Below are 12,729 nucleotides of genomic sequence, written 5' to 3' on the forward strand. Positions count from 1 at the left end.
CCGAGCACCGTGGCGGCCAGGACGAGAGCGGCACCGCCCCGGTGCGGGCCCTACGACCTGCGCCGCAGCGCTGCCCGCGCGGGCAGCGTCACCGCGAGCAGGGCCAGGCCTACGCCGACGGCCGCGAAGGAGCCGTACAGCAGCGGGGGCGCATAGGGCGCCTCGCCGGTCATGCCTCGCATCATCGGGATCAGCGTGGCCGCGGCGATCGCGGACCCGATGACCACGCCCGCCGTGGAGACCAGCAGGCTCTCCCAGCCGAGCATCGTCAGGACCTGGCGCCGGGTCGAGCCGACCAGGCGCAGGGCGCCCAGTTCGCGACGGCGGTCCAGGACCGTCATCACCAGGGTGTTGACGGCGGCGACGGCGGCGAAGCCGCCGAGGACCGCGGCCATGGTGTTGTTCATCCAGGCGCCCAGCTTCGCGTCCAGGCTCTTCTCGGTCGCGTAGCCGGAGGCGTCGGTGACCTCGCCCCATGCAGTGAGTGACTTCTCCGATCCGCCGCGTACCAGCAGCGTGCTGTCGAAGCCCGAGGTGACGTGGCCGGCGAGGGACTCCCGGTCCATGGTCACCGTGGCCAGGCCGAGGCCACGGCCGTAGACCGCGACGACCTCGGGGCGGGCCTCGGTGCCGTCCGGGAGGTAGAGGGGCAGCCGGTCGCCGACGCCGACGTCCGCCGAGTTCGCCAGGGTCTTGTCGATGGCGATACGACTCCCGCCGAGCCCGCTGAGGCTGCCTTCGCGTACGTCCAGGTCCTGCACCTTCGCGAGTTCGGCACCCGAGCCGCTGACGCCCTGCGTCACCGCGCCCCGGAGCGACTTGAACTCGCCGGAGCCGATCGGCACCAGCACCTGGGTGTTCAGCAGGCCGACGGCCGCCTCCACGCCCGGCGCTCGGGCGGCCCGCGCCGCCGCGTCCACGGGGAGCCCGGCCGGGTCCGTGACCACGTGATCTGCGGTGATAGCCGCGCGCACCTGCTTGTCGGCGGCCCGGGTCTCGCTCGTATGCATGAAGACGAGGGTCGAGGCGAAGGCCATGGCGAGCACCACCGGGGTGATCGCGGAGGCGAGGCGTCGGGCGTTGGCACGGGAGTTGGCGACCGCGAGCTGGGCGGTCGGGCCCGCGCCGCGCAGCGGGAGGCCGAAGAGCCCCGCGCACAGCCGCGCCACCAGCGGGCCGAGCAGCGCGACGGCGAGCATGAAGAGCAGGACGACGCCCAGAGCGGCCCCGGCCGCGTCGTCCCCCGAGGAGTCTGGCGGAGACGCCGGTGAGGACTCCACCGCCGACGAGGGCGCCGATGCCCAGCATCGTCCGGATCAGGCCGGGCCGCAGCCGCTCCACCGACGCCTCGGCGAGCGCCTGCCCCGGCTTGATCCTGGCGGGCCGCCGACCGGCCACCCACCCGGCGCCGAGCGCGGTGAGCAGTCCGATGCCGACGGCGGCGAGGAGAGGCAGCGCGGACACGTGCAGGTCCACGGCCTGCGGGACGGCGCCGCGGTCCTGCAACTGTCCGAACCACCAGTGCGCGAGCCCGATGCCGGGCAGGCAGCCGAGGATGCCGGCGAGCGGAGCGATGAGCAGTGACTCGGAGGCGACCGCCCGCCGGACCTGCCGCGGGGTCGCGCCGACGGCACGCAGCAGCGCGAACTCGCGGGCTCGCTGAGACACGGACAGGGCCACGGTCCCTGCCGCGGTGAAGACCGCGACGACGGCGGCGGTGCCGCCGAAGGAACCGCCGATTCCGAACAGTGTGTCCTTGGCGTGGCGCAGGCCGGGGTCCTCGACGGCGCCGCGGTCGTCGCCGACGTGCACCTGGGCGCCGGAACCGGCGAGAGCCTTCCTCACCGAGTCGGCGAGCGCGTCGGCATCGGTGCCGTCCTGCGCCAGCACGGCGATGGCGTCGGCCTTGCCGGGGTGTCCGGCCAGCACGGGCGCCTGGGAGTCGGCGAACCAGGCCAGGGGTCCGGCGCTGCGGGCGGTGTCCGCCGTTCCGGCCCGGGCGACGCCGGCGATGCGGAAGGTCTGCTGGCCTGCGGCGGTCTGCAGTACGACGGTGTCGCCGACCGCGGCCTGCGCGGCGCGGGCCGTACCCGCGTCGAGCACGACCTCCCCTCCGCGGGGCGCGGAGCCCGCGGTCAGCGCCGTACCGGTGAAGGTGTGGGACCCCCATCCGTGCGCGGTGAGCAGGTCACCAGGGAGGCGCAGTCCGCCTTCGTGCGCCACGCGCACCGGGAAGGTGAAGTCCGGGACGGCGGTGGCCGCGCCCGGTGCCTTCGCCGCCTTGGCCGCCAGCCCTGCGTCGAGCCGGGCGGTGTCCGGCAGCGGGGTGGCCTCCCTCTCCTGGTCCTCGCCGCTGCCCGTGACGACGTACTCGTACTGGTCCGCCGCCGCGACAACCGGCGCCTTCGCATACCGCTCCGCCGGCACTGACGCGCGCAGGCCGGTCTCCAGCAGAATTCCGCAGGCCGCGACGATCAGCGCGGACATCAAGAGTGCGAGGAAGGTCCCCGCGAAGGACGCGGGCTTGAAGCGGACGGCCTCACGGGCGAGTCCATTGGGGCGCCTCATGCCGCGACACCTGCCATCGCGCCCGTGCGGGAGGTGAGCACGGCCATCCGTGCCGCGATCTGTTCCGCCGTGCCCCGTTCGAGGTGGTCGGCGAAGGCGCCGTCGGCGAGGAACAGCACGCGGTCCGCCCAGGCTGCCGCGACCGGATCGTGGGTGACCATGACGGCGGTGGCGCCGAGGGTGTCCACCGCGTTCCGCAGCAGGCCGAGGACCTCGGCGGCGGTGCCGGTGTCGAGGGCGCCGGTCGGCTCGTCGGCGAAGATCACGTCCGGGCTGGTGACCAGGGCGCGGGCGACGGCCACGCGCTGCTGCTGGCCGCCGGAGAGCTCGCCGGGCCGGCGCCGGGCCTGGTCGGTGAGTCCGACCTGCGCGAGGACCTCGGCCGCCCGGCGGCGGTCCTGGCGCCGTCCGGCCAGGCGCATGGGCAGCAGGACGTTCTGTTCCACGGTCAGCGAGGGCAGCAGGTTGAACGCCTGGAAGACGAAGCCGAGGCGGCTGCGGCGCAGCTCGGTGAGCTCGTCCTCGCTCATGCCGGTGATCTCCGTACCGCCCAGGGCCACCCGCCCCGACGTGGGCCTGTCGAGCCCGGCGGCACACTGCAGGAAGGTGGATTTGCCGGACCCGGACGGACCCATGACCGCGGTGAACGTTCCCCGGGCGAGGGCCAGGTCGACCCCCGCGAGGGCGTGCACCGTCCCCGCGCCACGGCCGTACTGCCGCTGGACACCGCGCAGTTCGAGAGCGAGACCTGATGTGGTGGTGGCCGGTGCCTCCGGTCGGTCTTCCGCCTTCTGCCGCTTGGCGCTGCGTAGCCTCATGTTCCGCCCTTTCGCGATCTCTTCGTACCGACGGACCGGAGAGTGCAGGGACGGCTGCGCGTCGGGCGTCATACCCGGGAGCCAAACCGGAGGTGCTACCCCGGTAGGGGGTGGAGGGGCAGGACCGCCGGCCTACTCGCCCGGGGTGACCAGGCCGGATTCGTAGGCGAAGACGACCGCCTGGGCGCGGTCGCGCAGGTCGAGTTTGGTGAGGACGCGGCTGACGTGTGTCTTCACGGTCTGTTCCGCCAGGACCAGTGTCTGCGCGATCTCGGTGTTGGACTGGCCGCGGGCGACGAGAGTGAGGACCTCCGTCTCGCGTTCCGTCAACGCCTTCAGCCGCAGCGCGGGCTTGCCCCGGGCGGCGGGGCGCTGACGGGCGAAGTCGGCGATGAGGCGGCGCGTGACGGAGGGGGCGAGCAGTGCGTCGCCCGAGGCCACGACACGGACCGCGGCGATCAGGTCGGCCGGCGGGGCGTCCTTCAGCAGGAAGCCACTCGCGCCCGCCCGCAACGCCTCGTAGACGTAATCGTCGACGTCGAAGGTGGTGAGCATCAGCACGCGTGGCCGGTGGGTCACGCCCGGCGGTGGCGTAAGGAGGCGGCGGGCGGCTTCGAGGCCGTCCATCTCGGGCATGCGGACGTCCATCAGCACGACGTCGGGACGGGTGCGCCGGCTCAGCTCGACACCCTGCACGCCGTCGGGGGCCTCGCCCACCACGTCGATGTCGCTCTGCGCGGCCAGCAGCGCGGCGAAGCCGGCCCGCACCATGGCCTGGTCGTCGACGATGATGACGCGCGTCGTCACGTGGCATTCCTTTCCGTCAGGGGGAGTTGGGCGGCGACCCGAAACCCGCCGCCCGGCAGCGGCCCCACGTCAAGGGTGCCGCCGATGATCCGAACCCGCTCACGCATCCCGACCAGACCGTGCCCGGTCCCGCCCTCCTCCAGCGGCCCGGCAGGCGCCTGGGGCGGCGGACCGTTGACGACGAGCACGGTGAGCCGGTCCCCGTCCTGTGACACCGACACCTGGGTAGGGGCGCCGGGTGCGTGCCGCACGACGTTCGCGAGTGCCTCCTGGACGATGCGGTACGCGGACAACCCCACCGTCTCGGGCACCTCGGCGTCGCAGCCGGTGAACGTCACCGGCGTGCCCGCTCTTGCCGTCGCCTCCACGAGCTGTCCGATCCGGGTCAGGTCCGGCTGGGGCGCGAGTTCGCCGTGCGTCTCCTCGTTCCGCAGCACACCGAGGAGCCGGCGCATCTCACTCAGCGACTCACGCGCCGTCGCCGCGATCGACGTCAGTTCGTCCCGCGCGTCCGGCGGCAGCCGCTCAAGACGGTACGCCGCGGTGTCCGCCTGCACCGTGATCACGGACATGTGGTGCGCCACCACGTCATGCAACTCACGCGCGATGCGGGCGCGTTCCTCCAGCAGCGTCCGACGCTCACGCTCCGCCTCACTGATCGTCTCCTGCTCGGCCAGCCGGCGCTGCACCTCGTGACGCTCCCGGAGCGCACCGCCGAGCAAAAGCGTGACGCCACCGAGCATGGTGAGCAGAACAGTCATCGCGTCCGCGCCGTGCGGCGCGGCGAATCCCAGCCCGACGTTCACGCCCGCCGTCGCCAGCCACACCAGCAGCAGCGTTCGGCGCGGTTCACGCAGGCCCAGGGCGAGGCAGAGGCCGACGTACCCGACGATCCCCATGGGCGGGAACGGCCACAAGAGCCGCTCTTCGAAGTCCACGCCGCGCAGAACCAGCGCCCCCGCCACATCCGCCGCGAAGACCACGAACCAGGCTCGCAGCGGCCGGACGACGGCAAGCAACAGCGGCGCCGCCTGCGCAACGGCCAGCGCGCTCGCCACGGCACCGTTCAGGCCGTAATCGGCGGTGAGGACCACGATGGTCGTGGGCAGCAGGGCGACACACAGCACGAACGCCACACCCCACGGCAACAGCCGCACCCACCGGCGCGACGCCCCCGCGAGCAGCGCACGTGGACGTTCCTTCACTGAGGTCATGAGCCCCACTTTCTTGTGCGACGAGAGGGCGTCAGGAGACGCGCGGCCATCAGGCGGACCCAGCGCAACCGTAGTCACTTGTCACCAGTCGCGTCGGCGCCCGGATGTCGGCGCGGAGCGGTCCGCCCACTTCGTGCATGTGGCGCCGGGCCTGGCGGCAGGAGCGGGACCGTCGAACGGGCGGTGTGACTGCGGTGGTTGAGGTTACCGACGGGCTGCTGACAGGCGGCCGTCGAAGGTGATGCCGAAAGCGTTCGGGGCGGTCTTCCGGCGCATGGTCCAGTGGGCCCGCACCTCGCCGGTGATCGGGCCCTTCGCGGTCAGCGAGACGACCATGACGTAGGCTGTGGCGGCTCCGGTGAACAGGCCGGCCGACAGGCCCGACGGGAGCCGCCCGGCGTACGGCCAGGCGAGGTCGGCGGCCGGCAGGGAACAGCCGGCGCTCGCGGTCGCGCTGGCCAGGCCGCACAGCAGGGCCGGGCGTCCGCCGACGGCGTCGGAGGCGTTGCCCGCGAGCAGCAGGGCTGCCGATGACCGCGAAGGCGTACACCGCGTACACGACGGTGAACGTCAGCTCGGAGAAGCCGAACTCCTGCTGGTGGAAGGGGTACGGCGGGGTCGGGAGCGTGGTGCCGGTCATGCACACCGCGAACACGGCGCCGCCGAGCGGGCACACGCGTCATCCGAGCCGGTCGCCGGTCGTGCCCCGACGCTGGTCGCGGAGCGGCCGGGCGCCCGCCTCGGTACGTCACCGGCGTGACCTCTCGCACACAATTGTGCACGTCATGCATTTTTGCATACGATGCACATCATGACGGGGAAGGACACCGCGGGCGGCGGTCTGCGGGAGCGCAAGAAGCGCGCCACACGCGCCGCGCTCGCGGAGGCGGCGGTGCGGCTGGCCGCCGAGAAGGGTGCGGACCAGGTGACGGTCGAGGCGATCAGCGCCGCGGCCGGCGTGTCCGTCCGGACCTTCTTCAACTACTTCGACTCGCGCGACGACGCCTTCGTCGTCGTGGACGCGGAGGCCGGCGAGCGCGTGCGGCGGTCGTTCCTCGCCGCGCCACCCGGACTCCCGCCGCTGGAGGCCCTGCGCGAGGCGCTCGCCGCGGAGCTGAGGGAGGCGGAGCGGCAGCACGAGCTGTGGAGTCTGCACCTCCGGGTGCTGCGTTCCGCCCCGCACCTCCTCGTGAGGAACCTCGGCGCGCAGACGGCCGACGAGTCGGGGCTGGCCGAGGCGATCGCCTGGCGGATCCGCGCCGGGGACGACCCGGACGCCGCCGCCGTCCCGCCCGAGGACGACGCGGACCGTGCCGCCCCCGGGCTGTACCCGCGGCTGCTCGCCGCCGTCGCCGGGACGGCGGTGCGGGTGAGCGTGCAGCACTGGTGCGAACGGCCGGACGAGCTGTCGTTCGCCGACGTGTTCCGCGAGGCGTTCGACCTCCTCGCCGCCGGACTGCCGGCCCCGGCCCGGTAGGCGCCGGCCTCTTCAGGGCGCCGGGTCCCGCGACACACCGGCCCCTGCCCCCCACGCACTTCCGCCCCTTCGAGGGCGTGATCCCGCCTTTTCCCACCGACCCGTGAGAGAGACCACTGTGACCGCAACCCAGGCGCCGGACGAGGCGTCACCCACCGCCATGACCAACCGCCAGATACTCCAGGCCATGTCCGGGCTGATGGCCGGCATGTTCGTGGCGATCCTGGCGGGCACCGTCGTGGCCAACGCGCTGCCGACGATCATCGCCGATCTGGGGGCGAGCCAGTCCTCCTACACCTGGGTCGTCACCTCGGAGCTGCTGGCCATGACGGCGACCGTGCCGCTCTGGGGCAAGCTGTCCGACCTGTTCGACAAGAAGCTGCTGCTCCAGCTGTCGCTGGCCATGTTCGTCGTGGGCTCGCTGCTGGCGGGCTTCTCCAACGGTGTCGAGCTGCTCATCTTCAGCCGTGTGGTGCAGGGCATCGGCGCGGGCGGCCTGACCGCGCTCGCCCAGGTCGTCATGGCGGCCATCATCCCGCCCCGCCGGCTCGGCAAGTACGCCGGCATCTTCGGCGCCGTCTTCGCCGTGGGCACCGTCGCCGGACCGCTGATCGGCGGCCTGCTGGTGGACACCTCCTGGCTGGGCTGGCGCTGGTGCTTCTTCATCGGCGTGCCGTTCGCGCTGCTCGCCATCGCGCTGCTGCAGCGCACCCTGCGCCTGCCGCGGACCCGGCGCGAGGCGAAGATCGACTTCCTGGGCGCCTTCCTCATCGTCGCGGGCGTCTGCGCCCTGCTGATCTGGGTGAGCATGGCGGGCAACGAGTTCGACTGGGCCTCCTGGCAGACCGCCGCGCTCACCGGCGCCGGTGTCCTGCTGCTGGCCGCGGCGGTGTTCGTCGAGGCGCGGACGCCCGAGCCGGTCATCCCGCTGGACATCTTCCGCAACCGCACCGTCACCCTCACCACGGTCGCGAGCCTGCTGGTCGGCGTCGCCATGTTCGGCGGCACGGTGTTCCTCTCGCAGTACTTCCAGGTGTCCCTCGGCAAGTCGCCCACCGTGGCCGGTCTGATGAGCCTGCCGATGATCCTCGGTCTGCTGGTCTCGTCGACCGTCGCCGGTCAGGTCATCAGCAAGACCGGCGTGTGGAAGCGTTACCTGGTGGCGGGCGCGGTCTTCATGACCCTCGGCCTCGGCCTGCTGGCCACCATCGACGCGGACACCTCCTTCACCCTGCTCAGCGTCTACATGGCGGTGCTCGGCGTCGGCGTCGGCATGCTGATGCAGAACCTGGTGCTGGCCGCCCAGAACGACGTGCCGGCCAGCGAACTGGGCGCCGCGACCTCCGTGCTGTCCTTCTTCCGCAGCATGGGCGGCACCATCGGCACCAGCGTCCTGGGGGCCGTCCTCGCCAACCGGGTCGCGTCCGAGATGACCAAGGGCCTGGACGCCGCGGGCATCCCCTCGGGCGGCGACGGCGGCGGGGAGGGCAGCGTCCCCGACATGTCCACCCTGCCCGAGCCGCTGCGGCAGATCGTCGAGCACGCCTACGGCGTCGCCACCGCCGACCTGTTCCTCATCGCCACGCCGTGCGCGCTGCTGGCGCTGCTCACCGTGGTCTTCATCAAGGAGAAGCCGCTGAAGACGACCAGCGGCATGGAGCGCCTCGCCGAGGAGGCCGGCACCGCGGCGGGCACGGACAAGACCGTCGTCGGGAGCTGATCACCTCCCTCAGCGCACACGACGAGCGCCCCGCGGCCTGCAGGCCGCGGGGCGCTCGTCGTCGCAGCCGCGGAGGGAGGCGGCCGCCCCCGGGAAAAGGGCGGCCCTCGTCCGGTCAGTTCCCGGCGTCGGCGAAGGGGCCGCCGGCCGCGAAGGCGTGGGCGGCGAAGTGTTCGCCGATGCGGCGGTGCGCGTCCGCGCCGGGGTGCAGCCCGTCGGGCAGCGGAAGTTCGGCGTGGTCCTCCTCGCCGTACAGGGCGCGCCCGTCGAGGTGGTGGAGGTGCGGGTCGTCCTTCGCGCGCGCCGCCACCACGCGCTCCAGTTCCTCGCGGACGGCGTTCAGCGTCAGCTTGCCCGCGGCCCGCTCCTGCGGGTCGCCGGAGGCCGTGAACGACAGCTTGCCCTCGGCGAGCCGGCCGAAGTCGAAGGCCGTGGGGCCGGGGGTGTCCTCGTGCATGGGGCACAGGATCGGTGAGACGACCAGCAACGGGGTGTCGGGGTGGCCGTCGCGGATGGTGTCCAGGAAGCCGTGCACGGCGGGGCCGAGCGCCCGCAGCCTCATCAGGTCGGCGTTGACCAGGTTGATGCCGATCTTGAGGCTGATCAGGTCGGCCGGCATGTCCCGTATGGTCCGGGCGACGAACGGGTCCAGCAGGGCGCTGCCGCCGAAGCCGAGGTTCACCAGCTCCACCCCGCCCGCGGCGGCGGCGAGCGCGGGCCAGGTGGTGGTGGGGCTCGCGGCGTCGGAGCCGTGGCTGATGGAGCTGCCGTGGTGCACCCAGGTGCGGCGTCCCGATGCGGGCGCGGGCTCCACCGGGGCGTCGGTGCGCAGTGCGACGAGCGCGGTGATCTCGTTGTACGGCAGCCAGATCTCCACGGTCTTGTCGGTGGCGGGCAGTCCGTCGAAGCGGACGGCGCCCGCCGGCCCGGGGCTCATCTCCGCGTTGCCGGTGGACATGTCGATGGTGACCGTGTTGCCGCCGGTCGCGGACGCCTGCCCGGCCGGCCGGCCGTCGACGAGCAGGTCGTACAGGCCGGCGGGGCGGGGCGGGGCGCCCGCATGGACACGCTTGGTGGGGACGGTCTCCAGCTCGACGACGGTGGCCCGGGTGCGGAAGGCCAGGCGGACGCCGGAGGGCTGGGACTCGGCCATGGCGAGCTGCCCGTCCGCGCACTGGGCCCGCGCCCAGGCGGGCAGGCGGTGCGGCAGCAGTCCGTCGGGGGTCTCCTCGAGGTCGAGGGCGCCGCGTACGAGGTCGGCGGTGACGGGGGTGATGAGCGTGGCGAGGGGTGCGGAGGGCATGTCTCGATCCGTTTCGGGGGTGGGCGGACGTGAGGGGGCGCACCGGCGGGTCAGGGCGTGGGCGGCCAGCCGCGCAGGAGGGCGTCCAGCGCGTCGAGGACGCGGGACCAGGTCTCCTCCGTGTCGGGGGCACTGTGGCTGAAGCCGCCGCCCGTCTCGATGCTGACGTAGCCGTGGAAGACGCTGCCGAGCAGGCGGACGGCGTGGGTCTGGTCCGGTTCGTGCAGGTCGTAGCCGCGCAGCAGGGCGCGGGTCATCCTGGCGTGCCGCGCTCCGGCGCTGGCCGCGGCGGTCTGCGGGTCGAGCCGGAACTGCGCCGCCGCGTACCGGCCCGGGTGCTCGCGCGCGTAGTCGCGGTAGACGTTCGCCAGGGCGACGAGGGCGTCCTTGCCGGCCCGTCCGGCGAGGGCGTCGGCGGCGCGGTCGGCGAGTTCCTCCAGGGCGAGGAGGGCGATGCGGGTCCTGAGGTCGTGCGAGTTCTTCACGTGGGAGTAGAGGCTCGCCGGCTTGACGTCGAAACGCCGGGCGAGCTCCGAGACGGTCACCCGGTCGAAGCCCACCTCGTCGGCGAGTTCCGCGCCCGCTCTGGTCAGGCGTTCGGTGGTGAGTCCTGCGCGCGGCGCCATAGCCATCCTTCCGTTCAGCTACAGCAAGTATGACCGCACCTAAAGACCTTAGGCAAAAGTCATGCCCATGAAGGTGCTCACACGGGACTCGGGAGTCTCCTGCGGCCCTCGCGTCTCGGCGTTCGGCGTTTCGGCCACCCGGCGCCGCTCACGAGGGCCCGCCGCCCAAGGCCCGTACCCCGGCCGCCGCGTCCCGCACGGGAAGGACGTCGTCCGAAACACGTGTGTTCGATACCGGCGCCCGTCTCGTTGAGTCCGGTGTCGTCGCCCTCACTCCTCGGACCAGCAGGGAGAAGTGCCGTGACCCGACCGACCGTCCAGGCCGTCCCGCCCCCTCCGCCCGCCGAGATCACCTTCTCCGGCCACACCTCCGTGAACCCGCTCGGCCAGGCCGGCTTCCGCGCCCTGTGCTCCCGGCTCCCGTCCGTGCTGCGGCGGATCTGCGTCATGGCGTGGCGGATCGACCGCCGGGCCGTGCTGCTGCTCCTGGCCTGCCAACTGGTGACCGGGGTGTCGGCGGCGGCCCTGCTGACCGCGACGGCCCGGGCCATGGGCCCGCTGCTCGGCTCCGGAACGGCCGGCGACCGGCTGCGCGAGGCGCTGCCCGCGCTGGTCGTCGTCGCGGCCGCGAGCGCCGTCGCCCGCGCGTCGGTCGCGCTGGCCGCCTACGCCGAGCGGCGCGTCACCCCGCGGCTGACCACGGAGACCGACTGCGCGCTGGTCGAGGCGGTGTGCCGGGTGGAGGCCGAGGCGTACGCCGTGGACGGTTTCGCCGACCGTCAGGAGGCCGCCGAGACGGGGGTGATGCGCACGCACGTCATGGTGATGGACGCGCAGCGCTTCACGGCCGCGCTCATCAGGATGGTCACCGCCTGCGGCGTCCTGTCCGTCCTCAACCCGCTGATGCTGCCCCTGCTCCTGCTGGCCGTCGCCCCGGCCGCCGCGGGCGCCGTCCTCACCGCGCGCGTCGACTACGAGATCCACTACGCGAACGTCGCCGACCGCGCCGTGCGGGGCATGACCCGCTGGTGGGCGACCACGCCGAAGTACGCCGACGAGGTCCGCGCCAACGGCATGACGGACTACCTCCGGTACTGGTACCGCGCCCTGTCCGAGCGCGTGGACCGGCGTTCCCTGTCGGCGGCCCCGCGGACCCTGCGGATCGCCCTGCTGTCGTCCCTCGCCGGCGGCGCGTTCCTGGTGCTTACCTGGGGGGCGCTCGCCTGGCTCGCGGCCACCGGGCGCGTCGCCCCGGCCGTCGCAGCCACGGCCGTGATCGCCGTGCAGGCCACCCTGGCCGCGCTGTCCCAGGTCGTCATGAACGGCGCGGCGGTGTTCCACACCAGCCTGTACCTCAGCGACGTGCAGGCGTTCCTCGACGACGCCGCCGCGCGCGCTCCCCGGCGGGGGCGGGAGGAGGTCGCGTCCCCGGTGGAGGAGATCCGCCTGGAGGAGGTCACCTACCGCTACCCGGGCAAGGAGCGGCCGGCCGTGGACGGCGTGTCGCTGACCCTGCGGCGCGGTGAGATCCTCGCCGTGGTCGGCGTGAACGGGTCCGGCAAGAGCACGCTGACCCGGCTGGTCACCGGCATCTACCTCGCGGACAAGGGCCGGGTCACCTGGGACGGCGTCGACCTCGCCGACGCCGATCCGGCCTCGGTGTGGCGGTGCACGGGTCTGGTGCCGCAGATCTTCGCCCAGTGGCCGCTGCGGGTACGGGAGAACGTGACGCTCGGGCAGCCGCGCGGCGCGGGCGACGACGAGGTGTGGGAGGCGGTCGACGCGGTCGGGATGCGGGACGCCGTGGAGGGCCTGCCCGCCGGGCTCGACACCCTCCTGGCCCGGGAGATCTTCGGCGGCGCCGAGCTGTCCGGCGGTCAGTGGCAGCGGCTGGCCTGCTCCCGGGCGCTGTACCGGCGGCCGCCGCTGCTGATCCTCGACGAGCCGACGTCGCAGATGGACCCGCGCGGGGAGCACGGCGTCTTCGAGCGGATCAAGGCGATCGCGGGCGACCGCATCACCATCGTGGTCACCCACCGGCTGGAGAACACGAAGATCGCCGATCACATCGTCGTCCTGGAGCAGGGCCGCATCACCGAGCACGGCACGTACGACGACCTGGTGCACGCGGGCGGCACCTTCGCCGACCTGCTGCGGCTGTCGCAGGACCGCTGAGCGGCACCGGGTGCGGGAGGG

Annotated in this window: 9 protein-coding genes and 2 pseudogenes; 3 read left to right on the forward strand and 8 right to left on the reverse strand. The window is 73.3% G+C overall.

The annotated features are described in order from the left end of the window. Window positions 1-50: 50 nt before the first annotated feature. From ACWH4W_RS23180 to ACWH4W_RS23205, 6 genes and pseudogenes are all read right to left on the reverse strand, one after another. Window positions 51-2,568 (reverse strand): annotated as a pseudogene (locus ACWH4W_RS23180) (ABC transporter permease). Further along, on the reverse strand, window positions 2,565-3,386 hold the full coding sequence (locus ACWH4W_RS23185) for an ABC transporter ATP-binding protein (protein WP_473077785.1): 822 nt from the start codon (window positions 3,384-3,386) through the stop codon (window positions 2,565-2,567). The pseudogene ACWH4W_RS23180 and the gene ACWH4W_RS23185 overlap by 4 nt, the downstream one beginning before the upstream one ends. 132 nt (window positions 3,387-3,518) lie before the next feature. Beyond that, window positions 3,519-4,193 (reverse strand): response regulator, encoded by a 675-nt coding sequence (locus ACWH4W_RS23190; protein WP_473077786.1) that lies wholly within the window; start codon window positions 4,191-4,193, stop codon window positions 3,519-3,521. Next, window positions 4,190-5,407, reverse strand: coding sequence for a sensor histidine kinase (locus ACWH4W_RS23195; RefSeq protein WP_473079238.1), 1,218 nt, complete (start codon window positions 5,405-5,407; stop codon window positions 4,190-4,192). Before ACWH4W_RS23195 ends, ACWH4W_RS23190 begins: the two co-directional genes overlap by 4 nt. 204 nt (window positions 5,408-5,611) lie before the next feature. Beyond that, complete coding sequence (locus ACWH4W_RS23200; protein ID WP_473079303.1) at window positions 5,612-5,743, reverse strand: hypothetical protein; 132 nt, start codon at window positions 5,741-5,743, stop codon at window positions 5,612-5,614. Beyond that, window positions 5,741-6,047, reverse strand: a pseudogene (locus ACWH4W_RS23205) (MFS transporter); the annotation flags it as partial. The gene ACWH4W_RS23200 and the pseudogene ACWH4W_RS23205, both read right to left, overlap by 3 nt. Window positions 6,048-6,209: 162 nt before the next feature. On the opposite strand from ACWH4W_RS23205, the gene ACWH4W_RS23210 reads away from it, so the two are divergent. Both ACWH4W_RS23210 and ACWH4W_RS23215 read left to right on the forward strand, forming a co-directional pair. Next, window positions 6,210-6,884, forward strand: coding sequence for a TetR/AcrR family transcriptional regulator (locus ACWH4W_RS23210; protein ID WP_473077787.1), 675 nt, complete (start codon window positions 6,210-6,212; stop codon window positions 6,882-6,884). A gap of 160 nt (window positions 6,885-7,044) precedes the next feature. Further along, the gene (locus ACWH4W_RS23215; protein WP_473079239.1) at window positions 7,045-8,604 is read left to right on the forward strand and encodes an MDR family MFS transporter; all 1,560 of its coding nucleotides are present in this window, start codon (window positions 7,045-7,047) and stop codon (window positions 8,602-8,604) included. Between the two features lie 115 nt (window positions 8,605-8,719). Here the strand turns inward: ACWH4W_RS23215 and ACWH4W_RS23220 are convergent, their stop codons facing one another. Continuing rightward, a complete protein-coding gene (locus ACWH4W_RS23220; RefSeq protein WP_473077788.1) occupies window positions 8,720-9,907 on the reverse strand; it encodes a GDSL-type esterase/lipase family protein in 1,188 nt (395 codons plus the stop codon). 50 nt (window positions 9,908-9,957) lie between these two features. Next, the gene (locus tag ACWH4W_RS23225; RefSeq protein ID WP_473077789.1) at window positions 9,958-10,533 is read right to left on the reverse strand and encodes a TetR/AcrR family transcriptional regulator; all 576 of its coding nucleotides are present in this window, start codon (window positions 10,531-10,533) and stop codon (window positions 9,958-9,960) included. A gap of 300 nt (window positions 10,534-10,833) precedes the next feature. On the opposite strand from ACWH4W_RS23225, the gene ACWH4W_RS23230 reads away from it, so the two are divergent. After that, window positions 10,834-12,708: an ABC transporter ATP-binding protein gene (locus tag ACWH4W_RS23230; RefSeq protein WP_473077790.1), complete on the forward strand. Its 1,875-nt coding sequence runs from the start codon at window positions 10,834-10,836 to the stop codon at window positions 12,706-12,708. Window positions 12,709-12,729: the final 21 nt, after the last annotated feature.

This window comes from Streptomyces sp. DSM 120436 (genome assembly GCF_055778765.1).

Coding starts and splice junctions, on each gene's coding strand:
- ACWH4W_RS23185 (WP_473077785.1), bottom strand. CDS start 3,386: ATGAGGCTACGCAGCGCCAAGCGGCAGAAGGCGGAAGACCGACCGGAG.
- ACWH4W_RS23195 (WP_473079238.1), bottom strand. CDS start 5,407: ATGACCTCAGTGAAGGAACGTCCACGTGCGCTGCTCGCGGGGGCGTCG.
- ACWH4W_RS23200 (WP_473079303.1), bottom strand. CDS start 5,743: ATGGTCGTCTCGCTGACCGCGAAGGGCCCGATCACCGGCGAGGTGCGG.
- ACWH4W_RS23210 (WP_473077787.1), top strand. CDS start 6,210: ATGCACATCATGACGGGGAAGGACACCGCGGGCGGCGGTCTGCGGGAG.
- ACWH4W_RS23215 (WP_473079239.1), top strand. CDS start 7,045: ATGACCAACCGCCAGATACTCCAGGCCATGTCCGGGCTGATGGCCGGC.
- ACWH4W_RS23220 (WP_473077788.1), bottom strand. CDS start 9,907: ATGCCCTCCGCACCCCTCGCCACGCTCATCACCCCCGTCACCGCCGAC.
- ACWH4W_RS23225 (WP_473077789.1), bottom strand. CDS start 10,533: ATGGCGCCGCGCGCAGGACTCACCACCGAACGCCTGACCAGAGCGGGC.